Here is a 26,788-nt window from a genome sequence, read left to right as displayed (position 1 = left end):
TTGTGTGTGTGGGGTGCTCCGTACCGCGGATCCGGTACGGACGACTGGGCGACCGAGTTGACGATGCGGTGGCCCGGGCGGCTCAGTGGTGGACGGCCGTCCGCTGGTCGGCGGGCGCGCCGGAGGCGATGACGGTGCTGCGTGTGCCGTCCCTCCGCTCCAGGGCCGCCGAGAGGGCGGCGAGGACCAGGGCGGCAGCGGCGAGGGCGGCGCCGACCCAGTTGGGGGCCGTGTAGCCGAGGCCGGCCGAGATCACGAGGCCGCCGAGCCAGGCGGAGAGCGCGTTGCCCAGGTTGAAGGCGCCGATGTTCACGGCCGACGCGAGGGTGGGCGCGCCGTGCGCCTGGTCGAGGACGCGCTTCTGCAGCGGCGGGACGGTGGCGAAGCCGAAGGCTCCGATCAGGGCGATGGTCACGGCGGCCGCGAGCTTGTTGTGCGCGGTGACCGTGAAGAGGGCGAGGATGAGGGCCAGGGCGCCCAGGGAGACGTACAGCATCGGCATCAGGGCGCGGTCGGCGAACCTGCCGCCGACGAGGTTGCCGCCGACCATGCCGAGACCGAAGAGGACCAGCAGCCAGGTGACGGAGCCCCCGGCAAAGCCGGCGATGTGGGTCATCATGGGGGCGATGTAGGTGATGGCCGCGAAGACGCCACCGAAGCCGAGGACCGTCATCGCCATGGCGAGCAGCACCTGAGTGTTCTTGAAGGCGGCCAGCTCGTGCCGCAGGTGCACGCCCTCGGGCCGGGGCAGCTCGGGCACCAGCTTGGCGATGCCGGCGAGACCGACGATGCCGAGAGCGGCGACGACCGCGAAGGTGGCGCGCCAGCCGACATGCTGGCCGATCATCGTGCCCAGCGGTACGCCGACGACATTGGCGACGGTCAGACCGGTGAACATCATGGCGATGGCGCCGGCCTTCCTGTCGGGCGCGACCAGCTCGGCAGCGACGACGGAGCCGATACCGAAGAAGGCTCCGTGCGCGAGCGAGGCGATCACTCGGCCGATCAGCATGACCGCGAAGGTGGGGGCCAGCGCGGAGAGCAGGTTTCCGGCGATGAAGAGGCCCATGAGCAGCATCAGCATCCGCTTGCGCGGGACCTTGGTGCCGAGCACGGTCATCAGCGGAGCACCGATGACCACGCCGAGCGCGTAGCCGGTGACGAGCAGGCCCGCCGTGGGGATGGAGACCCCGAAGTCGCCCGCGACCTCGGGCAGCAAGCCCATGATCACGAACTCGGTCGTGCCGATTCCGAAGGCCCCGATCGCGAGGGCCAGAAGCGCGAGAGGCATGTGGGGGTACACCTTCCCAGATGATTGCAGGAGCGCTTTGCGTGCGTTCACAATAATTGCAGACGCGGGCTACTTGCAAGCGCTGACAATTGCGGAAGTGCTCTACCCTTGATGCAGCCACTCCGGGACGGAGGAGAACCCCATGACAGCGACGGACCCCGCGCTCACCGCCCTCGCCCAAGGCTGGTGCGCCCTCTCTGCGCTGCACGGAAGGATCGAGGCGCACATCGAGCGCGCCCTCCAAGCCGGGCACGACCTCAGCGTGCGCGAGTACTCGCTGCTCGACGTCCTGAGCCGGCAGCACGACGGCGAGGGCGGGCACCTGCAGATGAAGCAGGTGGCCGACGCGGTCGTCCTGAGTCAGAGCGCCACCACCCGCCTGGTGACCCGCCTGGAGGACCGCGGCCTGCTGGAGCGCTACCTGTGTCCCACGGACCGGCGTGGCATCTACACCAACGTCACCGAGGCGGGCCTGCAATTGCTCGAGGAGGCGCGGCCCACCAATGACGCCGCTCTCCGTGAGGCCCTGGACGAGGCGTCCAGGAACCCCGAACTGGCTCCGCTGGTTCGAGTCGTGGAGTCCCTGAACGTCCCCGCATAGGGTGCGGCCATGGGAGATCTGGAGATACGAGCGGCGTCGACCGACGACCTGCCGGCGATCGTCGCGATGCTCGCCGACGACGCACTGGGCGCCCGGCGCGAGTCACCCGGCGACCTGGCCCCGTACCGGGCGGCGCTGAAGCGTCTGGAGGCGGACCCGAACCAGCATCTGGTCGTCGCCGTGCGCGAGGGGCGTCTGGTCGGGACACTGCAGCTCACGATCATTCCCGGGCTGTCCCACAAGGGTGCGACGCGGGCGCTCATCGAGGCCGTCCGCATCCACGCCGACGAACGCGGCAGCGGCCTGGGCAGCCTGCTCATCGAGTGGGCCGTCGACACCGCCCGGAGGCTCGACTGCCGCATGGTGCAGCTGACGTCCGACAAGTCGCGCACCGACGCCCACCGCTTCTACCAGCGGCTTGGATTCAGCGCCTCGCACGAGGGCTTCAAGCTGCAGCTCTGACGTACAGGCCAGTGCCGGGCGGATCAAGCGGTGGGGGTGTTTCACGTGAAACACCCCCACCCTCTACGTTCTAGCCGAGGCCCCGCCACCCGTCCGGGTCCACTCCACCGGGCACCGGAGCGTCGGGGTCGTAGGGCTGCCGCGTGAAGACGAACGAGCCGAGGTCGAGGTGGCTCACGGAGCCGTCGGCGCCCCGAACGGGCCGCAGGATCTCCCCGGCCCAGTAGCCCTCGAGTCCGGTCCAGGTGCCGTCGCCGTTCGACCGAAGCCGGGAGCGACGCCCGCCACCGGTCAGTGGGCCCAGCGCGAGCAACCCGTCGGCTGTCGCCCGCAGGCCAAAGGCGTTGGTACCCCAGTACCACTGCCCCACCAGCTCCAGCACCGCCCGATCGACCACGCCCAGCGGCCGCCAGGGCTCGGGGATTCGCGGTTCGGCCTCGGCGACGATCCGGACCAGGTCGGCGCCCACCGCACCCAGCAGCGGTCCGTTGGTGCAGTTCGCGAGCACGACAGCCGCCACGTCGTCGTCCACGCTGATGGAGAGGTTCGCCAGGAAGCCCGGCAACGAACCGGAGTGACCGACGAGAAGCCTGCCTTCGCGGCGCAGGATCTGCATTCCGAGGCCGTAGGCGGCCCCGTCCAGCACATCGGCCGGCTCGGCGGGTGCCGCGGGCGTCCGCATCTCCCGCACCGACTCGGCGCCCAGCACCCGCTCGTCGCCGCGGGCGAGGAACGCGGCGAACCGTGCCAGGTCACCCGTGGTCGACCACAGCTGACCGGCCGGCGCCATCCGGCCCAGGTCCTCCAGCGGCTCGGGCAGCAGCGCGTCGGCCCAGGGATGCACGGCCCACCCGCCCGCGTGCGGGGCCTGCGGCTGGGCGCTCGTACGGTGCAGACCGAGCGGCACCAGGATCTCGGCGCGGAGCACCTCCTCCCAGGGGGCGCCGCGCAACTCCTCCACCAGAGCGCCGAGCAGCGTGTAGCCGGGGTTGGAGTAGTGGTGCCGCCTGCCGACGGGGTGCAGGAGCGGCTGCTTGCCGAGCACATCGCTCAGTTCGGGCCGCAGGGAGCCGGGCGTCCGCTCCCACCAGGGTGCGGGCGACTCGGCCGCCAACCCGGCGGTGTGCGCGAGCAGTTCGGCGATCGTCGCTTCCCCCGCACCGGTGCCCGGCAGATGCTTCTCCAGCGGGTCACCGAGGTCGAGCACGCCCTCGTCGCGCAGCCGCATCACCAGAACGGCGGTGAAGGTCTTGGTGATGGACCCGATCCTGTACTGCACTCTCTCGTCCGGGCCGTGTCCGTCCACCGAGGTCCGCGCCCCGTGCCACACGGCCCGTCCGCCGCGCACGACGGCGGCGACCAGTGACGGCGCCCGCCCTTCGGCCTGGGCGACGGCGATCCGGTGCAGCAGTGCACGTCGTGTCGCGGGGAGCAGCGCTTCCTGAGGTGTCGTCATGCCCCCAGTCCACCGGCTGGGACGACGTCCGTCGAATCCGTTTCCCCGTGGATCAGGTCTGGGCCATGTCCACGAAGCGGGAGTAGTGGCCCTGGAAGGCGACGGTGATCGTGGCCGTGGGGCCGTTTCGGTGCTTGGCCACGATCAGGTCGGCCTCGCCCGCGCGCGGGGACTCCTTCTCGTACGCGTCCTCGCGGTGCAACAGGATGACCATGTCGGCGTCCTGCTCGATCGAGCCGGACTCACGCAGGTCGGAGACCATCGGCTTCTTGTCGGTGCGCTGCTCGGGGCCACGGTTGAGCTGTGACAGCGCGATGACCGGGATCTCCAGTTCCTTGGCGAGGAGCTTGAGGTTACGGGACATGTCCGAGACCTCCTGCTGACGGCTCTCGGCCCGCTTGGAGCCGCCGTTCTGCATCAGCTGGAGGTAGTCGATGACGACCAGCTTCAGGTCGTTGCGCTGCTTCAGGCGGCGGCACTTGGCCCGGATCTCCATCATCGACAGGTTCGGGGAGTCGTCGATGTAGAGCGGGGCCGCGGAGACGTCCGGCATGCGCCGGGCGAGCCGGGTCCAGTCCTCGTCGGTCATCGTTCCGGACCGCATGTGGTGCAGGGCGACCCGGGCCTCGGCGGACAGCAGACGCATCGCGATCTCGTTGCGGCCCATTTCGAGCGAGAAGATGACGCTCGGCAGGTTGTTCTTGATCGCCGCGGCCCGGGCGAAGTCCAGGGCGAGGGTCGACTTACCCATGGCGGGACGGGCCGCGATGACGATCATCTGGCCCGGGTGGAGACCGTTCGTGAGCGAGTCGAAGTCGGTGAACCCGGTGGGCACGCCCGTCATCTCACCGCTGCGCGAGCCGATCGCCTCGATCTCGTCGAGCGCGCCCTCCATGATGTCGCCGAGCGGCAGATAGTCCTCGCTGGTGCGCTGCTCGGTGACGGCGTAGATCTCGGCCTGGGCGCTGTTGACGATCTCGTCCACGTCTCCGTCGGCCGCGTATCCCATCTGCGTGATACGGGTGCCGGCCTCGACCAGGCGGCGCAGGACGGCGCGTTCGTGGACGATCTCCGCGTAGTACTCGGCGTTGGCCGCCGTCGGCACCGTCTGGACGAGGGTGTGCAGATACGCGGCGCCGCCGACCTTGTTGATCTCGCCGCGCTTGGTGAGTTCGGCGGCGATGGTGATCGGGTCGGCCGGCTCGCCCTTGGCGTAGACGTCCAGGATCGCCTGGTAGATCGTCTCGTGGGCGGGCTTGTAGAAGTCGTGGCCCTTGAGGATCTCGACGACGTCGGCGATGGCGTCCTTGGACAGCAGCATGCCGCCCAGCACCGACTGCTCGGCGTCGAGGTCCTGCGGCGGAACCCGCTCGAAGGACGAACCGCCGCCGTCCCAGGAGCTGTTCTCCCGGCCCCGGTCGTGCTGCTCGTCACGACCCCGGCCACCGTCGCTGCGGCGACGGGAAGCGGGCAGACGATCACTGGGTCCACTGTCGGCCCACGGATCGTCCAAGGGCTCGGAAATGCTCACCGAGCCACCTCCTCCCGTCGGCACGGCGGACCTCGCCGTGTCCTCTTTTGTACGGCACGACACTGACAACTGAGAGGCCCAACTCCGCTTCTGGCGCGTCGGTTTTGTGCCGTTTCCCAAGCTGCGGAAACGACGTCTCCGAGGCCGGGGGGAAGGAGCGGGCGCCGGACAACGGTAGGCCCCTCGGCACCGTCAGCCAATCTGGTTATCCACAGGCCATGTGGACGACGGCCCCGATGCTGTGGAGAACTCCCCGAAACCTGTGCACGACCCGGTGGACAGCCCTGTGAACAAGCCCTCGATCGCCACTCAAGCAAGCTTCTGACCTGCCGCTTTGGCATCCACCGGCTGTGCAGAAGAAAAACTTCCCCACTCGGACCAAGATCGCGTCGAACGGTATGCGAAAGGACACGTGGCCGGAGCTCAGGTAAGGGGTGCAACTCGTTTGTATCTCTTACCTGTGGACGATTAGATTAGTGCTCATGACACAGGCTCCCGCGATACCCGAGGCCACCCGCCGGCGGCACGACCGAGAGATCGTCGCGCTGGCCGTACCGGCCTTCGGTGCTCTCGTCGCCGAGCCTCTCTTCGTCATGGCGGACAGTGCGATCGTCGGCCATCTCGGGACCGCCCAACTCGCCGGTCTCGGCGTCGCCTCCGCCCTTCTCACCACCGCCGTGAGTGTCTTCGTCTTCCTCGCCTACGCCACCACGGCCGCCGTGGCCCGCCGCGTCGGTGCGGGTGATCTCCAGGCCGCCATCCGCCAGGGCATGGACGGCATCTGGCTGGCGCTGCTCCTCGGAGTCGCCGTCATCGCCGTCGTACTGCCGCTGGCTCCCGGCATCGTGGACCTCTTCGGCGCCTCCGCGACCGCGTCTCCCTACGCCACGACATATCTGCGCATCTCATCACTGGGCATCCCGGCGATGCTCATCGTCCTCGCCAGCACCGGTGTGCTGCGTGGCCTGCAGAACACCAGAACCCCGCTCTGCGTCGCCGTCGCGGGCTTCGTCGCCAACGCAGTACTCAACGCCGGACTCGTCTACGGCGCGGGACTCGGCATCGCCGGCTCGGCCTGGGGCACGGTCATCGCACAGTGCGGCATGGCGGCCGTCTATCTGGCCGTGGTCGTCCGCGGAGCCCATCGGCACGGGGCCTCTCTCCGCCCGGACACCACCGGTATCCGGGCCTCTGCCCAGGCAGGCGTTCCGCTCCTCGTCCGCACTCTCTCGCTGCGGGCGATCCTCATGATCGCCACCGCCGTCGCCGCTCATCTCGGTGACGCCGACATCGCCGCCCACCAGATCGTCCTGTCCCTCTGGAGCCTGCTGGCCTTCGCGCTCGACGCAATAGCGATCGCGGGGCAGGCCATCATCGGCCGCTACCTCGGTGCGGGCGATGCCCAGGGCGCACGCCAGGCCTGCCGGCGGATGGTCGAGTGGGGCATCACGACCGGAGTCGTGCTCGGCCTGCTCGTGGTGGCGGCCCGGCCACTCTTCCTGCCGCTGTTCACCAGCGACTCCCTGGTGAAGGACACGGCACTGCCCGCGCTGCTGATGGTGGCGCTCTCCCAGCCGATCTGTGGCGTGGTCTTCGTCCTGGACGGCGTTCTGATGGGCGCCGGCGACGGGCCGTATCTCGCCTGGGCCATGCTGGTCACGCTGGGCGTCTTCGCCCCGGTGGCGCTGCTCGTCCCGGTTCTCGGTGGCGGCCTCACCGCGCTCTGGGCGGCGATGATTTTGATGATGACGGTGCGGATGCTGACCTTGTGGCTGCGTTCCCGCTTCGGCCACTGGATCGTGACGGGCGCGACCCGCTGACCGTTTCACGTGAAACACGCCGAACCCGCTCATGCGAAAGGGGCCGCACCCGCGAAGGGTGCGGCCCCTTTCAGAGCTGCTCAAACCGAGCGCAGCGGTCAGGCCGCGACGACCTCGATGTTGACCTTGGCGGCAACCTCGGGGTGCAGACGCACGGACGTCTCGTGGGCGCCCAGGGTCTTGATCGGCGTGCCGAGCTCGATGCGACGCTTGTCGACCTCGGGGCCACCGGAAGCCTTGATCGCGGACGCGATGTCGGCCGGGGTGACGGAACCGAAGAGACGACCGGCGTCGCCGGAGCGGACGGCCAGGCGGACCTTGACGCCCTCGAGCTGGGCCTTCACAGCGTTGGCCTGCTCGATGGTCTGGATCTCGTGGATCTTGCGAGCACGACGGATCTGCTCGACGTCCTTCTCGCCACCCTTGGTCCAGCGGATAGCGAACTTCCGCGGGATCAGGTAGTTGCGAGCGTAACCGTCCTTGACGTCGACGACTTCGCCGGCGGCACCGAGGCCGGAGACCTCGTGGGTGAGGATGATCTTCATTAGTCGGTCACCCTTCCCTTAGCGCGCGGTGGACGTGTAGGGCAGCAGCGCCATCTCACGGCTGTTCTTCACGGCCGTGGCGACGTCACGCTGATGCTGCGTGCAGTTGCCGGTCACGCGGCGGGCACGGATCTTGCCGCGGTCGGAAATGAACTTCCGCAGCATGTTCGTGTCCTTGTAGTCCACGTACGTGACCTTGTCCTTGCAGAAAGCGCAGACCTTCTTCTTCGGCTTGCGCACAGGCGGCTTCGCCATGGTGTTTCTCCTGTGTGATCAAGAAGTTTGGGTACGACCCACCCTCGGCCCGAAGGCTTAGAAGGGGGGCTCGTCCGAGTAGCCGCCGCCACCGCCGCTGCCGGAGCCTCCGCCCCAGCCGCCGCCGCCCTGGTTGCCACCGGCGGGAGCGCCGGAAGCCCACGGGTCGTCGGCCGGAGCGCCGCCCTGACCGCCGCCGGAGCCTCCGCCCCAGCCGCCGCCCTGGCCACCCTGGCCGCCACCGCCGCCGTAGCCACCCTGGCCACCGCGAGCGCCACCACCGGCGGTCTTGGTGACCTTGGCCGTGGCATTGCGCAGGCTGGGGCCGACTTCCTCGACGTCCAGCTCGTAGACCGTGCGCTTGACGCCCTCACGGTCCTCGTAGGACCGCTGCTTCAGCCGGCCCTGCACGATCACGCGCATGCCTCGCTGGAGCGACTCGGCGACGTTCTCCGCCGCCTGACGCCAGACCGAGCAGGTCAGGAAGAGGCTTTCGCCGTCCTTCCACTCGTTCGTCTGGCGGTCGAAGGTGCGAGGAGTGGACGCGACGCGGAACTTCGCGACCGCCGCACCGGACGGGGTGAAGCGCAGCTCGGGGTCATCGACAAGATTGCCGATGACCGTGATGACGGTCTCGCCTGCCATGGGGGAACCTCTCGGCGGGTTTGCTGCTGGCTGCTTGCTGCTACTCGAATCCCGAGATCAGCTGAGCTGGAGAGCTCAGTGGGTCTCGGGGCGGAGGACCTTGGTCCGGAGGACCGACTCGTTCAGGTTCATCTGGCGGTCGAGCTCCTTGACGACCGCAGGCTCGGCCTGCAGGTCGATGACCGAGTAGATGCCCTCGGGCTTCTTCTTGATCTCGTAGGCGAGACGACGACGGCCCCAGGTGTCGACCTTCTCAACCTTGCCGCCGCCGTCACGGACGACCGACAGGAAGTTCTCGATCAGCGGGGAGACCGAACGCTCCTCGAGATCGGGGTCGAGGATGACCATCACCTCGTAGTGACGCATGTGGAACCCACCTCCTTTGGACTCAGCGGCCACGGTCGTTCCGTGGCAGGAGGGTTGTGATGCGTACGCAACGGTATCGGCCGCCACTGACAATCAGGGATCCCGACGGGAATCCCTGGCGCGGATCTGGGCAGACACCAGTGCAGAGGGTACAGACTACCCGCACACCCGCTTCCGGTTGAAATCCGGCCGTGAGGGCCGTCAATCTGTACACGTCGGGTGTGTACGGCGCTACGATGCGCCGCCTTCCGCAGGAGGTGCCCCATGGCACAGGCATTGCAGCCCAATACCGCCGGATCCCTACTCGCCACTGACGGCAAGCCCCATCCGCTCCAGGACGCCTTGATGGCGGTGACGCTGGCCCTCGGACTGACGTCCTTCATCACGGCCTTCTTCCCCGGCCTCCACCTGCTCACCTCGTGGACCGGCCTGGTGGGGATCTTCGTGGGCGCGTACGGGCAGTGGATCTCGGTGACGACGCGCGAGCGCTTCGGGCTGGTGCTGGGGCTGGGCGCCTCGGGAATCGGTCTTCTCATCGGCATGTCGAACGGCGGGCTGTTCGGCGGGCTCCTCTAGCCACCCCCGGCACCCGTCCGCACAGCGCCCTCTCCGACGTCCCCTGACTCCCCGGCGGCCCGCAGGCCGGGGCGAAGGTGCCGTACGCCCAGTCGGGGCGCTCGAAAGGCGCAGTAGGCTTCGGCGCGAGAGCCGGAGCCCCTGTACCCATGGGGACACACCAGCCCGAGGAGCGCCCCGACATGAGCCTGACCCTGAGGACCATCAGCCGAGAGCAGCATCTGGCCTACATCCAGAGCCTGCCGTCGGCGAGCCACATGCAGGTCCCGGCCTGGGCCGACGTGAAGGCGGAGTGGCGTTCGGAGAACCTCGGCTGGTTCGACGAGCGCACGGGCGAGATGGTCGGTGCGGGCCTGGTCCTCTACCGTCAGCTGCCCAAGATCAAGCGCTACCTGGCGTACCTCCCCGAAGGCCCGGTCATCAACTGGTTCGCGCCGAACCTGGACGACTGGATCCAGCCGATGCTGGCGCACCTCAAGCAGCAGGGCGCCTTCTCCGTGAAGATGGGCCCGCCGGTGATCATCCGCCGCTGGAACGCGGAGACCATCAAGAGGGGCATCCAGGACCAGGACGTGAAGCGCCTGCGCGACATGGAGGCCGACTTCATCGAGCCGCGCGCCTTCGAGGTCGCGGACAAGCTGCGCCGCATGGGCTGGCAGCAGGGCGAGGACGGCGGCGCCGGCTTCGGTGACGTGCAGCCCCGGTACGTCTTCCAGGTGCCGCTGGCGAATCGGTCCCTGGAAGAGGTCCACAAGAACTTCAACCAGCTGTGGCGGCGCAACATCAAGAAGGCCGAGAAGGCCGGCGTCGAGGTCGTCCAGGGCGGTTACCAGGACCTGGCCGAGTGGCAGCGGCTGTACGAGATCACGGCCGTGCGCGACCACTTCCGGCCCCGCCCGCTGTCGTACTTCCAGCGCATGTGGACGGCCCTCAACTCCGAGGACCCGAACCGCATGCGGCTGTACTTCGCCCGCCACAACGGCGTGAACCTGTCCGCGGCGACGATGCTGATCGTCGGCGGGCACGTCTGGTACTCCTACGGCGCCTCCGACAACATCGGCCGTGAGGTCCGTCCCTCGAACGCCATGCAGTGGCGGATGCTGCGCGACGCCTACGCGCTCGGCGCCACCGCCTACGACCTGCGCGGCATCTCCGACTCGCTGGACGAGACGGACCACCTGTTCGGCCTCATCCAGTTCAAGGTGGGCACGGGCGGACAGGCCGCCGAGTACCTCGGCGAATGGGACTTCCCGCTCAACAAGCTGCTCCACAAGGCGCTCGACATCTACATGTCGCGCCGCTGAGCCGCGGGCGTTTGGTTCCATAGAGCTTCACAGCTCTCACACCCCTGATACACCTCAGCCACGAGAAAGGGTCCGGGTCCGGCCATGGCGCTCACGCTCTACGTCGACACCGCGCGCTGGCGGGCGCACCACAAGCACGTGCAGGAGCAGTTCCCGGGCCTGGTCCCGGTCTGCAAGGGCAACGGCTACGGTTTCGGGCACGAACGACTGTCCGAGGAGGCCACGCGGCTCGGTTCGGACCTGCTCGCCGTCGGCACGACGTACGAGGCCGCGCGCATCAAGGACTACTTCGGCGGCGACCTGCTGGTACTGACGCCCTACCGGCGCGGGGAGGAGCCCGTTCCGCTGCCCGACCGGGTCGTCCGCTCGGTGTCCTCGGTCGACGGCGTGTACGGCCTCGTCGGCGCCCGTGTCGTCATCGAGGTGATGTCCTCGATGAAGCGGCACGGCATCAGCGAGCAGGACCTGCCGCAGCTGCACCAGGCCATAGAGAACGTCCGGCTGGAGGGCTTCGCCATCCACCTGCCGCTGGACCGCACCGACGGCTCGGACGCCGTCGAGGAGGTCATCGGCTGGATGGACCGGCTGCGCGCGGCCCGGCTGCCGCTGCACACGATGTTCGTCAGCCACCTCAAGGCGGACGATCTCGCGCGGCTCCAGCAGCAGTTCCCGCAGACCCGGTTCCGGGCCCGCATCGGCACGCGGCTGTGGCTGGGAGACCACGAGGCCACCGAGTACCGCGGTGCCGTCCTGGACGTCACCCGCGTGGCCAAGGGCGACCGGTTCGGCTACCGGCAGCAGAAGGCGGCCTCCGACGGCTTCCTGGTGGTCGTGGCGGGCGGTACGTCGCACGGAGTGGGTCTGGAGGCCCCGAAGGCCCTGCACGGCGTCATGCCGCGCGCCAAGGGCGTGGCGCGGGCCGGCCTGGCCACGGTCAACCGGAACCTTTCTCCGTTCGTCTGGGGCGGCAAGCAGCGCTGGTTCGCCGAGCCGCCGCACATGCAGGTGTCGATCCTCTTCGTGCCCTCGGACGCCCCGGAGCCGCACGTCGGTGACGAACTGGTGGCCCATCTGCGGCACACCACCACGCAGTTCGACCGTCTCGTGGACCGCTGACACCGGTTCGACCCGGCGGGCGCCCGCCCGGGACGGCGAGAAGGCCGTACACGGAACGCCGTGTACGGCCTTCTTCATGCCTGAACGGCACCGGAATGCGGTCCCCCGGAAGGGTGTTCGCTCAGAGCGAACCGTCGCGCTGAGGCACTCGTTCCGGCCTGCCCCAGTCCACCTGGGGCGCGTCGTGGGCGGCGTGCTTCGGGGGGTGGGCCGCCGCGCCGAGCACGAAGGCGTCCTCCGCCCCGTCGAGCACCCCGCCCGAGGGATCGTCGTCGCCGGACCGGCGCACCACGTCCCGCTCCGGCATCAGGATGTCCCGTACGACGACGGCGCACAGGTACAGCGTGCCCAGCAGATGCAGCACGATCGACCAGTGGTAGCCGTGCGTCGGCAGGCCCTTGTGGGCGTCTCCGCTGGTCGTGTAGGCGAGGTACATCCAGACGCCGAGGAAGTACGCCACCTCGCACGCCTGCCAGATCAGGAAGTCCCGCCACTTGGGCCGGGCCAGCACCGCCAGCGGCACCAGCCACAGCACGTACTGCGGCGAGTAGACCTTGTTGGTGAGGATGAAGGCCGCCACCATCAGGAAGGCCAGCTGGGCGAAGCGCGGCCGGCGCGGGGCGGTGAACGTCAGCGCCGCGATGCCGAGGAAGGCCAGCACCACCAGCACCGAGGCGGAGGTGTTGACGAAGTCGGTGCTGGGCGGGTTGGTGGAGTTCTGCGCCCAGATCAGCCAGAAGGAGCCGAAGTCGACGCCACGGTCGTGGCTGAACGTGTAGAACTTCGACCAGCCGTGGAAGGCGAACAGCATCACCGGCAGGTTCACCAGGATCCATGCGACCACCGCGCCGGCCACGGCCTGCCAGTACTCCCGCCATCGGCCGGCGCGCCAGCACAGCACGAGCAGCGGGCCGAGCAGGAAGACGGGATAGAGCTTGGCGGCCGTGGCGAGCCCCAGGAGGACGCCGAAGGCGACCGGGCGGCTCCGGGACCACATCAGCATCGCGGCGGCCGTGAGCGCCACCGCCAGCAGGTCCCAGTTGATGGTGGCAGTCAGCACGAAGGCGGGCGCCAGGGCGACCAGCAGGCCGTCCCAGGGACGCCGGCGATGGGTGCGGGCCACGCAGACGGCGATGACGGCCGTGCACACCAGCAGCAGCGCGGCGTTGACGAACCAGTACCACTGCTCCTGGGACTGGATCGAGCCGCTGTGCGGCGTCAGCCAGGACGCCACCTCCATGAACACTCCGGTCAGCACCGGGTATTCGAGGTAGCTCATGCCGCCGGAGAGGTTGTCCGGGAGCCTGTCGAAGTACGGCACGAGGTGGTCGGCGAAGCCACGGCCCTGATAGAGGTGCGGAATGTCCGAATAGCACGCCTTGGTGTACTGGGAGCTGGCACCGAAGAACCAGGCGCTGTGGTAGCACGGCGCCTTCTGGACCAGGCCGAGGGCGAACATGCCGATCGCCACGAGCGCGACGATCCGGACGGGCGTCCACCAGGACGTCCCGAGCAGGGCACGTCGCCCGATGGGACCGCCGATCAGCTCACTGCCGGCCGCGGCGACCTCGTCCTCCCTGGTCGGCCGCACCGGATCTGCCGCGGCGGGCCGCCCGGACTCGGGCTCGTGCATGCTCGCGGGCGTCATCTCTGCACTGGGCATGTGCCACATCCTGCCGTACCTGTCTAGGAAAACGCCGAGGGCCGCCGCACCTCGCGGGTGCGGCGGCCCGTGTTTCACGTGAAACACCCTTGTCGGGCGAAAAGACCGTCAACCGGTCAGGGCGCCGGACTAGCCGTTCCCACCTCCGAAGAAGCCGCCGTTGCCGTTGCCCCGGGTGGTGCCGCCGCCTGTCGACTCGGTGATCGTCGGTGTCGGCGTGGGGCCTCCGTCCGTGCCTCCGTTGCCGTTGCCGCCGTTTCCGTTGCCACCATTGCCGTTGCAGCCGAAGAAGCCGCAGGTGTTGGTGATCGACGGACTCGGAGACGGCGAGGTGTTGCTCGGCGACGGAGTCGGCGACGGGCTCGTCGTCTGGCTCTGGGTGACCGACGGAGTCGGCGTCGGGCTCGGCTCGGCGTTGAGCACCTTGCCGATGGGATCGGGCGTCGGGAAGCTCTGCACCGGCGCGTTCTTCAGCGCCTCGGCCATGTAGTCGTGCCAGATCTCGGCCGGGAACGAGGCACCGTGGATCTTCTCCTGACCACCGGTTCCGTACATCTCCAGGAACGTGCGCGCCTTGTTGTTCGCGTTGTCGTCCAGGCGGAACATGCTGATCGCGGTGGACAGCTGCGGGGTGTACCCGACGAACCAGGCCGACTTGTTGCCGTCGGTGGTACCGGTCTTACCGGCGACCTCGCGGCCCGGCAGCTGGGCGTTGGTACCCGTTCCCTTGTCGACCACCGTCTTCAGGACGTCGGTGACGTTGTTCGCCACGTTCGGGTCGAAGACGTCCTTCGGCGCCGCCGTGTGCCTGAAGACGGTCCCGTCCTTACTCTCGACGCGTTCGACCGAGTACGGGTCGTTCTGCTTGCCGCTGTCGGCGAAGGTGGAATAGGCGCCGGCCATACGGATCGCACTCGGGTCCGAGGTACCGATCGAGAACGACGGGTAGTTGGAGCTGGCGAGGCTGCCCTCCAGAATGCCCGCGTCCAGCGCCGTCTGTTTGACCTTGTCCAGGCCGACGTCCATGCCGAGCTGGACATAGGCGGAGTTCACCGAGAGCCGCATCGCCTCACGGAGGTCGATCTTGTACTTGGGCGGGCTGCCGACGGACTCATTGCCGTCGTTCGTCTGGAGCCACTCCTTGCCGTTCTTGTCCGTCCAGACCGACCCGTCGTAGTTGAGGATCTTGAGCTTGTTCTGGCCGCTGTACAGACTCTTGGGCGAGGCGACCGTTCGCTCGTCCTGCGCCTGCTCGGGCCCCAGGTCCGGGTTTCGCACGCCCCACTTCATGGCTGCCGCCAGCACGAAGGGCTTGAACGTCGAACCCACCTGGGCGCCCGTCGAGTCGGCGTTGTCGGTGAAGTGCTTGGTCGCGTCCTCACCGCCGTAGATGGCCTTGATGGCACCCGACGTCGGATCCACCGAGGCGCCGCCGAACTGGACGTGGGTGTCGGTCTTCGGCCGCAGCTTGGGCTTGATGTTCGCCTTCTGGACGTTCGTGACCGCGGTCTCGAGCGCCTTGACCTTCTTCTTGTCGAAGGTCGTGTAGATCCGGTACCCGCCATGCTGCAGCTTGTCCGCGGTGATCCCGGTCGTCTTGCTGTTGTTGACCAGGTAGGACTTGGCAAGGTCGACCAGGTAGCCGATCTGGCCGCTGAGCCGACTGTTGGACCGCGGGTTCTGCCAATTCGGCAGGGAGGTGAACTTGGCCCGGTCCGCGGCGCTCAGATGGCCGTACTTGACCATCTTGTCGAGGGTGTCCTGCATCTGCGCCAGCGCGCGCTTCTTGTTCGCGTCCGGGGTGGCGGCCGGGTCGAGCGAGGTCGCACCCGCCGGGTCGTAGTACGTGGCGCCCTTCAGCATCGCAGCCAGAAAGGCGCACTCGCCCGCGTTCAGCTGCTTCGCGTCCTTGTTGAAGTAGGCACGCGACGCCGCCTGCAGGCCGTAGGCGCCCCGGCCGAAGTAGGCCGAGTTCAGATAGCCCGCCATGATCTCGGGCTTGGGCACCGTGGCACCCACCTTGATCGCGACGAAGATCTCCTTGAACTTCCTGGAGATCGTCTGTGACTGGTCGTCGAGCATGGCGTTCTTGACGTACTGCTGGGTGATCGTGGAACCACCCTGCGTCTGACCGCCCCGGGCCATGTTGAGGACCGCGCGCGCGATGCCCGACGGGTCCACGCCGCTGTCGGTCTCGAAGGTCTTGTTCTCCTGCGAGATGACCGCGTAGCGCATCTCCTTGGGGATGTCCGAGTAGTTGATGATCTGGCGGTTGATCTCACCACCGGTGGCGACCATCACGGACTTGTCGGACCAGTAGTAGACGTTGTTCTGCGCTGTAGCGGTCTGCGCCACGTTGGGCACGCTTACCATCGCGTACCCGATGCCCGCCACGGCCACCAGGCTTCCGAGGAAGCCGATGAACATGCCCGTCACGAGCTTCCAGGACGGCACCCAGCGGCCCCATCCGAACTTCTCAGCGCGGGGGTAGTCGATGAACCGCTTCTTGCCGGGCGGGGCCGTGCGCCCTCGGCCGCGACCGGGTCCGGTCGGGCCACTGGGACCGGGCGCCCGACGGCGGCCGCCACCGGCTCTCTGGGCCGCTCGTCTGGCTTCGGCACGGCCGCCGGGCGACCGCGCCTCGTCTCCGGGACCGTGGCCCCTCGACTCCTGGGAACCCGGCCCATAAGAGCCGGATCCACCGGATCCCGACCTGTAGGAGCCAGAATCCGATCCATAGGAGTCGGCAGGCGATCCGCTGGCGCCTCGCGGTGCCGCGCGGCGGCCGGGGGACGAGCCGGGCTGGCCGCGTCGGCCCGCGGCACGTCCGCCTCCCTGCGGCGGCGGCGGTTTGCGACGGTGCTCGCTCATCGAACGATTACTCCTCGGGCAGGCGCACCCTTGCGCGCCTGGAACGGCGGCTGGTTTCCGGTCCCCCCGAAGTACGGATGTGGTCGGTCCTGCATTCACCCGTACTGCACCGAGGACGACGACGCGCCCCAGGCATCACTTGGTTCCCGGTGCTTCGCATGCCGCACAGACTACGCACCGCCAAAACCTGCCGAGCACTGAAGTTCACCCCAAAACAGGCAAGTTGCCTCCTACGAATCGGTGATGTGATCCCGTTCACGATCGTCCCTCTTGTCGCGCGGGGGAGGCCGTTCTATCGTCATGATGTATCGAGTCGATACATCAGCGCGAGATAAAGACGCTGAGAGGCACTACGAGACCTGCGGGAGGCCCCGCGGGACCGAGGGGAGGCGACGATGAGCCGACGTTCCGGCATCCTCGAGTTCGCCGTGCTCGGCCTGCTGCGCGAGTCCCCGATGCACGGGTACGAGCTTCGTAAGCGACTCAATACGTCACTGGGTGTGTTCCGGGCGTTCAGCTACGGGACTCTCTATCCCTGCCTCAAGACGCTGGTCGCCAACGGCTGGTTGATCGAGGAGCCGGGAAGCACCCACGAGGACGCCCTCGCCGCTCCGCTCGCCGGACGCCGCGCCAAGATCGTCTACCGGCTGACGGCGGACGGTAAGGAGCACTTCGAGGAGCTGCTCTCGCAGACCGGTCCCGACGCGTACGAGGACGAGCACTTCGCCGCACGGTTCGCCTTCTTCGGGCAGACCTCGCGCGATGTGCGCATGCGCGTGCTGGAGGGCCGGCGCAGCCGCCTGGAGGAGCGCCTGGAGAAGATGCGCGCTTCCCTGGCGCGTACGCGGGAGCGCCTGGACGACTACACGCTTGAGCTCCAGCGCCACGGAATGGAGTCCGTGGAGCGCGAAGTGCGCTGGCTGAACGAGCTCATCGAGAGCGAGCGGGCCGGGCGGGACCTGAAGGGTTCCGTTTCCGGGGGGTCCGCTCAGCAGGACACCACCACTGGATCGACGGGCGTCCTGCCCCGTCCCGGGGACACCCCGCGGACGGATACGCCCGGCGACACCGCCACGTGAGTCCCAGTAAGGGCCTCACTCGTACACACAGGGAGCAACCGGAATGGGTTCGGTTCGCGTAGCCGTCGTCGGCGTGGGCAACTGCGCAGCGTCGCTGGTGCAGGGAGTCGAGTACTACAAGGACGCCGACCCGGCGTCGAAGGTCCCCGGCCTCATGCACGTGCAGTTCGGTGACTACCACGTGAGCGACGTCGAGTTCGTCGCCGCGTTCGACGTGGACGCCAAGAAGGTCGGCCTCGACCTCGCGGACGCGATCGGCGCCTCCGAGAACAACACCATCAAGATCTGCGACGTGCCCAACACCGGTGTCACCGTGCAGCGCGGCCACACCCTCGACGGCCTCGGCAAGTACTACCGCCAGACCATCGAGGAGTCCGAGGCCGAGCCGGTCGACGTCGTCCAGATCCTGAAGGACAAGCAGGTCGACGTTCTCGTCTGCTACCTGCCCGTGGGCTCCGAGGACGCGGCGAAGTTCTACGCCCAGTGCGCCATCGATGCCAAGGTCGCCTTCGTCAACGCCCTCCCGGTCTTCATCGCCGGCACCAAGGAGTGGGCGGACAAGTTCACCGAGGCCGGCGTGCCGATCGTCGGTGACGACATCAAGTCCCAGGTCGGCGCCACCATCACGCACCGCGTCATGGCGAAGCTGTTCGAGGACCGCGGTGTCATCCTGGACCGCACGATGCAGCTGAACGTCGGCGGCAACATGGACTTCAAGAACATGCTCGAGCGCGAGCGCCTCGAGTCCAAGAAGATCTCCAAGACGCAGGCCGTCACCTCCCAGATCCCCGACCGGGACCTCGGCGAGAAGAACGTCCACATCGGCCCGTCCGACTACGTGGCCTGGCTCGACGACCGCAAGTGGGCCTACGTCCGTCTTGAGGGCCGCGCCTTCGGTGACGTTCCGCTGAACCTCGAGTACAAGCTCGAGGTCTGGGACTCCCCGAACTCCGCGGGTGTCATCATCGACGCCCTGCGCGCCGCGAAGATCGCCAAGGACCGCGGCATCGGCGGCCCGATCCTCTCCGCCTCCTCGTACTTCATGAAGTCCCCGCCGGTCCAGTACTTCGACGACGAGGCCCGCGAGAACGTCGAGAAGTTCATCCGCGGCGAGGTCGAGCGCTAAGGCGCCCAAGGCCTCGGTCGCACGAGAGCGCTCCTGCCAGGGCTGTGAAGGTCCCCGGGTTTCCCGACCCGGGGACCTTCCGCATATGTGAAGCTTTGACTCATGTCCGTGGTCCGTGACCTGCGTGTCCTGTTGCGCCTGCGGTTCTTCCGGCGCCTTCTCTACGTACGCCTGCTGTCCCAGGGCGCCGACGGCGTCTACCAGGTCGCACTCGCCGCCTACGTCGTCTTCTCGCCGGAGAAACAGACCTCGGCCGCCGCGATCGCCTCGGCGATGGCGGTCCTGCTGCTCCCCTACTCGCTCGTGGGCCCCTTCGCGGGCGTCCTGCTGGACCGCTGGCGGCGCCGGCAGGTCTTCGTCCACGGCAATCTGCTGCGCGCCCTGCTGGCCGCGGCCACCGCCGTGCTGATGGTGGTCCACGTCCCGGACTGGCTCTTCTACGTTTCCGCGCTGTGCGTCACGGCCGTCAACCGCTTCATCCTCGCCGGGCTGTCCGCCTCGCTGCCCCGCGTGGTCGACACCGAACGCCTGGTGCTGGCCAATTCCCTGTCTCCGACGGCCGGCACTCTCGCCGCGACCGCCGGCGGCGGGCTCGCCTTCGCCGTGCGGCTTCTCTCGTCGGGCTCCGACGCCGCCGTGGTGCTGCTGGGCGCCCTTCTCTATCTGTGCGCGGGTCTCGCCTGCCTGAGCATGCCTCCCGCACTCCTCGGTCCCGATCGGCGGGAGGCGCAGCCGCGCCTGGGTACCGCGCTCGCCGAGACGGCGCGCGACCTGATCGCCGCCGTCCGGCACCTGGCCGCCCGACAGCGCAGGGAGGCGGCCTGGGCGCTGGGCGCGATGACCTTGATGCGCTTCTGCTACGGCGCGCTGCTCGTCCTGCTGCTGATGCTGTGCCGCTACGCCCTGTCCGCCAGCACCGAGGAAGGCCTCAGGCTGCTTGGCCTGGCACTGGCGCTGTCCGGTGCGGGATTCTTCGCGGCCGCCGTGGTGACGCCCTGGGCGGCGGGACGACTCGGGCCCCTCCGCTGGATCGTGGTGTGCTCCGCGGTGGCCACCATCCTGGAGCCCGCTCTGGGGCTGCCCTTCGCCACCGGGCCACTACTGACGGCGGCCTTCGTCCTGGGACTGATCACCCAGGGCGCCAAGATCGCCACCGACACGATCGTCCAGGCCTCCGTCGACGACGGCTTCCGCGGGCGGATCTTTTCGGTGTACGACGTGCTCTTCAACGTGGCCTTCGTCGGCGCCGCCGGGGTCGCGGCCGTGATGCTTCCGCCAGACGGCAGGTCGACGGTGCTGGTGGTCCTGGTCGCAGCGATCTACGGCGCGGTGGCCGTGGCCATGGCGCGCTTCGAGCGGCGGCATCGGGAAGCGGCACAACAGAATGAGGGTCGATGTTTCACGTGAAACATCGACCCTCGGCACTGTCGGCGACCCCTGGGTGATGTTTCACGTGAAACATCACCCAGGGCCCGATCGGTTCAGCCCTGCCCGGCCCACCACTCCTTGAGAGCGGTGACCGCGGCGTCCTGCCCCATGGGGCCGTGCTCCAGCCGCAGCTCCAGCATGTGCTTGTACGCCTTGCCGATGACCGGGCCCGGTCCGACGCCCAGGATCTCCATGATCTGGTTACCGTCGAGATCCGGACGGATCGCGTCCAGCTCCTCCTGCTCCTGAAGCTGGGAAATGCGCTCCTCAAGGCCGTCGTAGGCCCGGGACAGCGCGGTCGCCTTCCGCTTGTTGCGGGTGGTGCAGTCGGAGCGGGTCAGCTTGTGCAGGCGGTCCAGCAGCGGCCCACCGTCACGCACGTAGCGGCGGACCGCCGAGTCCGTCCACTCCCCGGTGCCGTAGCCGTGGAAGCGCAGATGAAGTTCGACCAGCCGTGAGACGTCCTTCACCAGATCGTTGGAGTACTTCAGGGCGGTCATGCGCTTCTTGGTCATCTTGGCGCCGACCACCTCGTGGTGGTGGAACGAGACCCGGCCGTCCTTCTCGAAGCGGCGGGTGCGCGGCTTGCCGATGTCGTGCAGCAGCGCGGCCAGCCGCAGGGTGAGGTCGGGGCCGTCCTGCTCCAGCGCGATCGCCTGCTCGAGGACGATCAGCGTGTGGTCGTAGACGTCCTTGTGCCGGTGGTGTTCGTCTCTCTCCAGACGCAGGGCCGGCAGCTCGGGCAGCACATGGTCGGCGAGACCGGTGTCGACGAGCAGGCTCAGCCCCTTGCGCGGGTGCGCGGAGAGGATCAGCTTGTTCAGCTCGTCCCGGACCCGCTCCGCCGAGACGATCTCGATTCGCCCCGCCATGTCCGTCATGGCGGTGACGACCTCGGGAGCGACCTCGAAGTCCAGCTGGGCCGCGAACCGGGCGGCCCGCATCATCCGCAGCGGATCGTCCGAGAACGACTCCTCCGGCGTGCCCGGCGTACACAGCACACGGGCCGCGAGGTCCTCCAGGCCGCCGTGCGGGTCGATGAACTCCTTCGCCGGCAGCGCCACGGCCATGGCGTTGACGGTGAAGTCACGGCGGACGAGGTCCTCCTCGATGGAGTCGCCGTACGACACCTCGGGCTTGCGCGAGGTGCGGTCGTAGGCCTCCGACCGGTAGGTGGTGATCTCGATCTGGTAGCCGCCCTTGTGCGCGCCGACGGTGCCGAAGGCGATCCCCACCTCCCAGACGGCGTCCGCCCACGGCCGGACGATCTTCAGTACGTCCTCGGGGCGGGCGTCGGTGGTGAAGTCCAGGTCGTTGCCGAGCCGGCCGAGCAGCGCGTCGCGCACCGACCCGCCGACCAGGGCGAGGGAGAACCCTGCCTCCTGGAATCGGCGGGCGAGGTCGTCGGCGACCGGCGCCACACGCAGCAGCTCGCTGACCGCGCGCTGCTGCGCCTGGCTCAGGGCGGAGGGAGTGTCTTCGTTGGGGTTCGGCACAACAGAAGAGGGTACGTGCACCGGGCGATCCGGAGCGCCCCCATTAGGGCCGGGCCGCCCCCGGCGAGGGGCGCGGACAGCCGTCGCCATACCCCTGCAAGCTCCGCTCTTGCGGCGTTCGGTCGCTCTTCCCGCGATACTGGATATAGAGGACGGGGCGTCACCGTCCTCCGATCTTGTCGCGGAGACCGCGGCACTTCCGCTCAGCGCGCATCGTTACCATGCGTGGACGCACATTCCGACGACCACTGACGACGACGAGGGACGGGCGAGCGCGTGGCCGAGGCGGCTGACATCCAGGGGACCAGTGCCTCACCTGCGCGCCGCTGGCTCCGGCGCACCGGAGCGCTGCTCGCCGGGGCGCCTCTGCTGGCCGGACTGCTCCAGCTGCCCGCCGCGGCGCCCGCTCAGGCCGCCTCATCGGACCCGGTCTCCGTCTCCCTCGACTCGCTCACCCCGAACGCCCCCGCGGACGGCGACACACTGACCGTCTCCGGCACGGTGACCAACAACGGCAAGCAGCCCGTCACCGGCGCCCACGTGGGCCTGCGGGTCGGCCCGCTGCTGAACACCCGCTCGGCCATCGACGGCATCGCCCAGCACGCCGACGACCTGCAAAGCGGCGGCCCCGAGGTCGGCGGCAAGTACGAGGAGAAGTTCGCCAAGCTGGCTCCGGGCATCGCCGAGCACTTCAGCATCTCCGTCCCCGTGGACAAGCTCGACCTCGGCGAGGACGGGGTCTACGAGTTCGGTGTCGCGCTGTCCGGCCAGACCTCCGCACAGCCCTGGGACCAGGTCCTGGGCATGGAGCGGACGTTCCTGCCGTGGCAGCCGTCCGACGCCGACACCAAGACGAAGACGACGTTCCTGTGGCCGCTGATGTCCACCGGCCACATGACGGCCAAGACGGGCGCCGGCGAGCTGCAGACCCCGGTGTTCCTCGACGACGACCTGGCCAAGGAGCTCGCACCGGGCGGCCGACTCGCGCAGATGGTGGATCTGGGCAAGGACCTGGACATCACCTGGGTGATCGACCCGGACCTGCTGGCCTCGGTGGACGCGATGGCCACGGGCAACTACCGACTCCAGGGCCCGAACGGCACCACGACACCCGGTCCCAAGGATCATCAGGCGGTCGCCAAGCAGTGGCTGGCGAGCCTGCAGAAGGCGGTGGTGGGCAAGGAGGTCGTCGCGCTGCCCTTCGGCGACCCCGACCTGGCCTCCCTCGCGCACACCGGCACCAGCGTCACCGGCTCCCTCAGTCATCTGAAGGACGCCACCGACGTCGCCGCGACCACGGTCAAGACTGTGCTTCATGTCACACCGAGCACGGACTACGCGTGGCCTGTCGAGGGCGCCGTGGACCCGTCGATCATGAAGGTCGCGACCTCGGCCGGGGCAGACCGGGTGATCGCCCGCAGCGACAGCCTCCAGGAGAACGGAGGACTGCCGTACACGCCCTCCGCCGCCCGCCCGGTCGGCGGGGGCACCACGGCGGTGGTCGCCGATGCCCGGCTCTCTACCGCCTTCGAGGGCGACCTGACGAAGGCGAACTCGGCCACGCTCGCGGTGCAGCAGTTCCTGGCCCAGAGCCTCGAGATCAACGCGCAGACGGACAAGCAGCGCAGCATCGTCGTCGCCCCGCAGCGCATGCCCACGGCGAGCCAGGCGCAGGCGATGGCGGCGGCGCTGAAGGCGCTCCAGGGCGGTACGTGGTCCCAGGCCCAGGATCTGACCTCGGCGGCCAAGGACAAGCCCGACCCGAACGCGACCACGCACATCCCGTCGACGACGCTCTACCCCTCTTCGCTGCGCCGGGAGGAGCTGCCGAGGTCGGCCTTCGAGCAGATCGCGCGCACCCAGGACGAGCTCGACAACTTCCAGGTGATCCTCTCCGACCAGTCCCGGGTGGTCACCCCGTTCGGGCGGGCCATAAACCGCGAGATGTCCACGTCCTGGCGTGGCCGAAGCAGTGAGGCGGACAGCTACCTAGGCGGCGTCGAGGCATGGCTCGACGACCTGGACCAGCAGGTCAAGCTGATCGACAAGTCCGAGACGAAGCTCTCCGGGCGCAGCGCCACCATCCCGGTGACCGTCCAGAACAACCTCGTCCAGCCGGTCGGCCACCTCGTGCTGCGCCTCACCTCGACCATGCCGACCCGTCTGAAGATCGGCGGCAAGGCGTACTCGGAGCAGCGTGTCGACGTCGCGGGCGGGCACGCCCAGTCCGTGAAGTTCACCACCTCGGCCAACGCCAACGGCCGGGTCATGGTCATCGCCCAGCTGTACACCGAGGACGGCCAGGAGTACGGCGACGCGGTCACCTTCGACGTGAAGGTCACCGAGATCACGCCCACGGTGATGCTGGTCATCGGCGGCGGCGTGCTCCTGCTGGTCCTGGCCGGGTTCCGGATGTACACCCAGCGCAAGCGGGCGGCCGCCCGCCAGGCCGAGGAGGGCGGGGACGCGGCGGGGGATGACTCCGGCGAACCTGGGAACCCCGACGCCCCCGGAGGACGTCTCCCGGGGGAGTCCGCCTCGACCTCCGGGGCAGACGACCCGGAGCAGCCGAGTGACCCTGCGCCGGACACCGCACCGGAAAGCGCCGACCCGTCCGGGACGGGTGAGAGAGTGGACCGTTGAGCGATGTCGTGGCCGGTGGGCCCGGGACGATGAGGTGGGGTAGGCATGAACGCGCCGTACGACGGTGATCGCGGCCAGGGCGCGGCCGGCTCGGGCTACCCCGAGACGCCGCCCGAGCCCGGCCAGGTGCCGCCGCAGCACGCGGCTGACATGTATCTCCAGGACGCCTATGACCAGGACCCCTACCGGGCGCACGACCTGACCGCCCAGGACCCGGTCGCCGAGGCGCTCTACGACCGTGCCGCGCATCCGCCGCCGCCCCCTGGCGCCTACGACCAGCAGCAGCCGCTGTACGCCCCGCCCGCCGGGTCGCCGTACGCCCCCGACCCGCGCGTGTGGGCGCAGACCCCGGCGCCGGAGCCGGAGAGTGCTGCCCAGCGCATGCCGTACGGCGACGATCCGCGCACCACCCAGTTCGTGGGCGTGGACGACCTGGTCTCCCACTCCGGCGAGGAGTACCACGAGCCGGACGCCTTCGCGCATCTCTTCAAGGACCAGCAGCAGAGCGGTGGGCACGCGCCGGTCGATCCCACGGCCTTCGCGGGACCGGGCGCCGGGCAGGGGCCCGTGGGGCAGTACCCGCCCGTCTACGGCCAGAACCCGCAGCAGAACCCGAACCCGTACGCGGAGGCGGCGTACGGGTCCGCCCCGTACGCCGCCGGGAACCCGCTGGGGTCCCCCGTGCCGGCCCCGGCCGCGGCCCCGGATCCCGCCGGGCCGTCCGCCTCCGCCCAGCCCGAGGTGCCCCTGGCGCCCGCGGCTCCGGCGAAGAAGGGCGGCAAGGCCACCGGCCTGCTGAAGTCGAGCGCCGTGATGGCGGCGGGCACCATGGTGTCGCGCCTGACCGGTTTCGTCCGCTCGGCGCTCATCGTCTCCGCGCTCGGCCTCGGCTTCCTGGGCGACTCCTTCCAGGTCGCCTACCAGCTGCCGACCATGATCTACATCCTCACTGTCGGCGGTGGCCTGAACTCGGTCTTCGTGCCGCAGCTGGTGCGGGCGATGAAGGAGGACGACGACGGGGGCGAGGCCTTCGCCAACCGGCTGCTGACCCTCGTGATGGTGGCGCTGGCCGCACTGACCGGCCTCGCGATGTTCGCGGCGCCCCTGCTGGTGCGCATGCTGTCCAACCCGGTCGCCACCAACCCCGCGGCCAACGACGTCGCTGTCACCTTCACCCGCTATTTCCTGCCCTCGATCTTCTTCATGGGCATCCACGTGGTGATGGGTCAGATCCTCAACGCCCGGGGCAAGTTCGGCGCGATGATGTGGACCCCGGTCCTGAACAACATCGTCATCATCGTGACGCTGGGCATGTTCATCTGGGTCTACGGCACGGCCGCCAACTCGCACATGACGGTCACGAGCATCCCGGCGGAGGGCCAACGCCTGCTGGGCGTAGGTGTGCTGCTCGGTCTGGTCGTCCAGGCGCTGGCGATGATCCCCTATCTGCGTGAGACCGGGTTCCGTATCCGGCTGCGGTTCGACTGGCGGGGCCACGGTCTGGGCAAGGCCGCGATGCTCGCCAAGTGGACGGTGCTGTTCGTCCTCGCCAACCAGGCCGGCGCCATGATCGTGACCCAGCTGTCCACCGCGGCCGGCAAGGACTCCGGCACCGCGGGCACCGGCTTCGCCGCCTACGCCAACGCGCAGCTGATCTGGGGCCTGCCGCAGGCCATCATCACGGTGTCCCTGATGGCCGCCCTGCTGCCGCGCATCTCGCGCTCGGCGGCCGAGGGCGACCGCGGCGCCGTGCGTGACGACATCTCGCAGGGCCTGCGGACCACGGCCGTCGCCATCGTCCCCATCGCCTTCGGGTTCCTGGCGCTCGGCATCCCGATGTGCACCCTGATCTTCGGCTCCTCGGGCACCGGCGAGGCCACCAACATGGGCTACATGCTGATGGCCTTCGGCCTCGGCCTCATCCCGTACTCGGTGCAGTACGTCGTCCTGCGGGCCTTCTACGCCTACGAGGACACCCGCACGCCCTTCTACAACACCGTCATCGTCGCCGCGGTCAACGCGGGCGCCTCGGCGCTCTGCTACTTCCTGCTGCCGGCCCGTTGGGCGGTGGCCGGTATGGCCGCCGCCTACGGTCTGGCCTACGCGATCGGTGTGGGTGTCGCCTGGCGGCGGCTGCGCAAGCGCCTGGGCGGCGACCTGGACGGTGCCCGGGTGCTGCGGACGTACGCGCGCCTGTGCATCGCCTCGGTGCCGGCGGCCGTGGTCAGCGGCGCGGCCGTGTACGGCATCGGGCACACTCTCGGGCAGGGAGTCGTCGGTTCCTTCGCGGGTCTGCTCGTGGGCGGGGCCGCTCTGCTCGGCATCTTCTTCGTCGCCGCGCGGAGGATGCGGATCGAGGAACTCAACTCCCTCGTGGGCATGGTGCGCGGGCGTCTGGGTCGCTGAGGCGGGGGTAGGCGCACAACCATCGTCCGCCGCTGTGTGTCGTGCATAGCGGCGGACTGTGGGCACAATTGGATTCGGCGTCGGACAGCGTGCAACGGATGGGGAGGC

General features: G+C 68.9%; 21 protein-coding genes. 11 read left to right on the top strand and 10 right to left on the bottom strand.

Annotated features, from left to right (window positions below; translation table 11 throughout):
• Positions 1 to 82: 82 nt before the first annotated feature.
• Positions 83 to 1,291: an MFS transporter gene (locus ACZ7FF_RS10615; RefSeq protein ID WP_470811167.1), complete on the bottom strand. Its 1,209-nt coding sequence runs from the start codon at positions 1,289 to 1,291 to the stop codon at positions 83 to 85.
• A 142-nt stretch (positions 1,292 to 1,433) separates the two neighbouring features.
• Here ACZ7FF_RS10615 and ACZ7FF_RS10610 point away from each other — a divergent pair, with 142 nt between their 5' ends.
• Together ACZ7FF_RS10610 and ACZ7FF_RS10605 are read left to right on the top strand one after the other, a co-directional pair.
• Positions 1,434 to 1,892 (top strand): MarR family winged helix-turn-helix transcriptional regulator, encoded by a 459-nt coding sequence (locus ACZ7FF_RS10610; RefSeq protein WP_470811165.1) that lies wholly within the window; start codon positions 1,434 to 1,436, stop codon positions 1,890 to 1,892.
• 9 nt (positions 1,893 to 1,901) lie between these two features.
• Complete coding sequence (locus ACZ7FF_RS10605) at positions 1,902 to 2,354, top strand: GNAT family N-acetyltransferase (protein WP_470811164.1); 453 nt, start codon at positions 1,902 to 1,904, stop codon at positions 2,352 to 2,354.
• 70 nt (positions 2,355 to 2,424) lie between these two features.
• Here ACZ7FF_RS10605 and ACZ7FF_RS10600 read toward each other — a convergent pair whose 3' ends face one another.
• Together ACZ7FF_RS10600 and dnaB are read right to left on the bottom strand one after the other, a co-directional pair.
• Positions 2,425 to 3,810: a serine hydrolase domain-containing protein gene (locus ACZ7FF_RS10600; protein ID WP_470811162.1), complete on the bottom strand. Its 1,386-nt coding sequence runs from the start codon at positions 3,808 to 3,810 to the stop codon at positions 2,425 to 2,427.
• Between the two features lie 52 nt (positions 3,811 to 3,862).
• Positions 3,863 to 5,341, bottom strand: a complete 1,479-nt coding sequence (gene dnaB / locus ACZ7FF_RS10595) for a replicative DNA helicase (protein WP_470811160.1) — start codon at positions 5,339 to 5,341, stop codon at positions 3,863 to 3,865.
• Positions 5,342 to 5,823: 482 nt separating this feature from the next.
• Here dnaB and ACZ7FF_RS10590 point away from each other — a divergent pair, with 482 nt between their 5' ends.
• Positions 5,824 to 7,161 (top strand): MATE family efflux transporter, encoded by a 1,338-nt coding sequence (locus ACZ7FF_RS10590; protein ID WP_470811158.1) that lies wholly within the window; start codon positions 5,824 to 5,826, stop codon positions 7,159 to 7,161.
• Between the two features lie 98 nt (positions 7,162 to 7,259).
• On the opposite strand, the gene rplI is transcribed toward ACZ7FF_RS10590, so the two are convergent.
• The 4 genes from rplI to rpsF form a co-directional block, all read right to left on the bottom strand.
• Complete coding sequence (gene rplI / locus ACZ7FF_RS10585) at positions 7,260 to 7,706, bottom strand: 50S ribosomal protein L9 (RefSeq protein ID WP_470811157.1); 447 nt, start codon at positions 7,704 to 7,706, stop codon at positions 7,260 to 7,262.
• A gap of 18 nt (positions 7,707 to 7,724) precedes the next feature.
• Entirely contained in the window at positions 7,725 to 7,961 is a 237-nt protein-coding gene (gene rpsR / locus ACZ7FF_RS10580) for a 30S ribosomal protein S18 (protein ID WP_003949403.1), read from the bottom strand.
• 57 nt (positions 7,962 to 8,018) lie between these two features.
• Positions 8,019 to 8,606 (bottom strand): single-stranded DNA-binding protein, encoded by a 588-nt coding sequence (locus ACZ7FF_RS10575; RefSeq protein ID WP_470811156.1) that lies wholly within the window; start codon positions 8,604 to 8,606, stop codon positions 8,019 to 8,021.
• A gap of 75 nt (positions 8,607 to 8,681) precedes the next feature.
• Entirely contained in the window at positions 8,682 to 8,972 is a 291-nt protein-coding gene (rpsF, locus tag ACZ7FF_RS10570) for a 30S ribosomal protein S6 (RefSeq protein WP_009189556.1), read from the bottom strand.
• A gap of 264 nt (positions 8,973 to 9,236) precedes the next feature.
• On the opposite strand from rpsF, the gene ACZ7FF_RS10565 reads away from it, so the two are divergent.
• The 3 genes from ACZ7FF_RS10565 to ACZ7FF_RS10555 all read left to right on the top strand — a co-directional run bounded on the left by ACZ7FF_RS10565 (position 9,237) and on the right by ACZ7FF_RS10555 (position 11,968).
• A complete protein-coding gene (locus ACZ7FF_RS10565; RefSeq protein WP_470811154.1) occupies positions 9,237 to 9,548 on the top strand; it encodes a hypothetical protein in 312 nt (103 codons plus the stop codon).
• Between the two features lie 182 nt (positions 9,549 to 9,730).
• Positions 9,731 to 10,852, top strand: a complete 1,122-nt coding sequence (gene femX / locus ACZ7FF_RS10560) for a peptidoglycan bridge formation glycyltransferase FemX (RefSeq protein WP_470811152.1) — start codon at positions 9,731 to 9,733, stop codon at positions 10,850 to 10,852.
• Between the two features lie 84 nt (positions 10,853 to 10,936).
• A complete protein-coding gene (locus tag ACZ7FF_RS10555; RefSeq protein ID WP_470811150.1) occupies positions 10,937 to 11,968 on the top strand; it encodes an alanine racemase in 1,032 nt (343 codons plus the stop codon).
• Positions 11,969 to 12,089: 121 nt separating this feature from the next.
• Here the strand turns inward: ACZ7FF_RS10555 and ACZ7FF_RS10550 are convergent, their stop codons facing one another.
• Together ACZ7FF_RS10550 and ACZ7FF_RS10545 are read right to left on the bottom strand one after the other, a co-directional pair.
• Positions 12,090 to 13,631: a glycosyltransferase family 87 protein gene (locus tag ACZ7FF_RS10550; protein ID WP_470811148.1), complete on the bottom strand. Its 1,542-nt coding sequence runs from the start codon at positions 13,629 to 13,631 to the stop codon at positions 12,090 to 12,092.
• A 129-nt stretch (positions 13,632 to 13,760) separates the two neighbouring features.
• Positions 13,761 to 16,502, bottom strand: coding sequence for a transglycosylase domain-containing protein (locus ACZ7FF_RS10545; protein ID WP_470811146.1), 2,742 nt, complete (start codon positions 16,500 to 16,502; stop codon positions 13,761 to 13,763).
• A gap of 395 nt (positions 16,503 to 16,897) precedes the next feature.
• On the opposite strand from ACZ7FF_RS10545, the gene ACZ7FF_RS10540 reads away from it, so the two are divergent.
• From ACZ7FF_RS10540 to ACZ7FF_RS10530, 3 genes are all read left to right on the top strand, one after another.
• Positions 16,898 to 17,581, top strand: coding sequence for a PadR family transcriptional regulator (locus tag ACZ7FF_RS10540; RefSeq protein ID WP_470811144.1), 684 nt, complete (start codon positions 16,898 to 16,900; stop codon positions 17,579 to 17,581).
• A gap of 43 nt (positions 17,582 to 17,624) precedes the next feature.
• On the top strand, positions 17,625 to 18,707 hold the full coding sequence (locus tag ACZ7FF_RS10535; RefSeq protein WP_470811142.1) for an inositol-3-phosphate synthase: 1,083 nt from the start codon (positions 17,625 to 17,627) through the stop codon (positions 18,705 to 18,707).
• A gap of 102 nt (positions 18,708 to 18,809) precedes the next feature.
• Positions 18,810 to 20,114 carry an MFS transporter gene (locus ACZ7FF_RS10530; protein WP_470811140.1) on the top strand — a complete coding sequence of 435 codons (1,305 nt, stop codon included), beginning with the start codon at positions 18,810 to 18,812 and terminating at the stop codon, positions 20,112 to 20,114.
• Between the two features lie 74 nt (positions 20,115 to 20,188).
• Here ACZ7FF_RS10530 and ACZ7FF_RS10525 read toward each other — a convergent pair whose 3' ends face one another.
• Entirely contained in the window at positions 20,189 to 21,631 is a 1,443-nt protein-coding gene (locus tag ACZ7FF_RS10525; protein ID WP_470811139.1) for a CCA tRNA nucleotidyltransferase, read from the bottom strand.
• A gap of 276 nt (positions 21,632 to 21,907) precedes the next feature.
• On the opposite strand from ACZ7FF_RS10525, the gene ACZ7FF_RS10520 reads away from it, so the two are divergent.
• Complete coding sequence (locus tag ACZ7FF_RS10520; protein WP_470811137.1) at positions 21,908 to 24,274, top strand: DUF6049 family protein; 2,367 nt, start codon at positions 21,908 to 21,910, stop codon at positions 24,272 to 24,274.
• Positions 24,275 to 24,319: 45 nt separating this feature from the next.
• Positions 24,320 to 26,680 carry a murein biosynthesis integral membrane protein MurJ gene (gene murJ / locus ACZ7FF_RS10515; protein ID WP_470811135.1) on the top strand — a complete coding sequence of 787 codons (2,361 nt, stop codon included), beginning with the start codon at positions 24,320 to 24,322 and terminating at the stop codon, positions 26,678 to 26,680.
• The last annotated feature ends 108 nt before the right edge of the window (positions 26,681 to 26,788 follow it).

The organism is Streptomyces sp. NPDC037126 (genome assembly GCF_055605965.1).
This window is presented reverse-complemented; position numbering and strand designations above follow the sequence as displayed.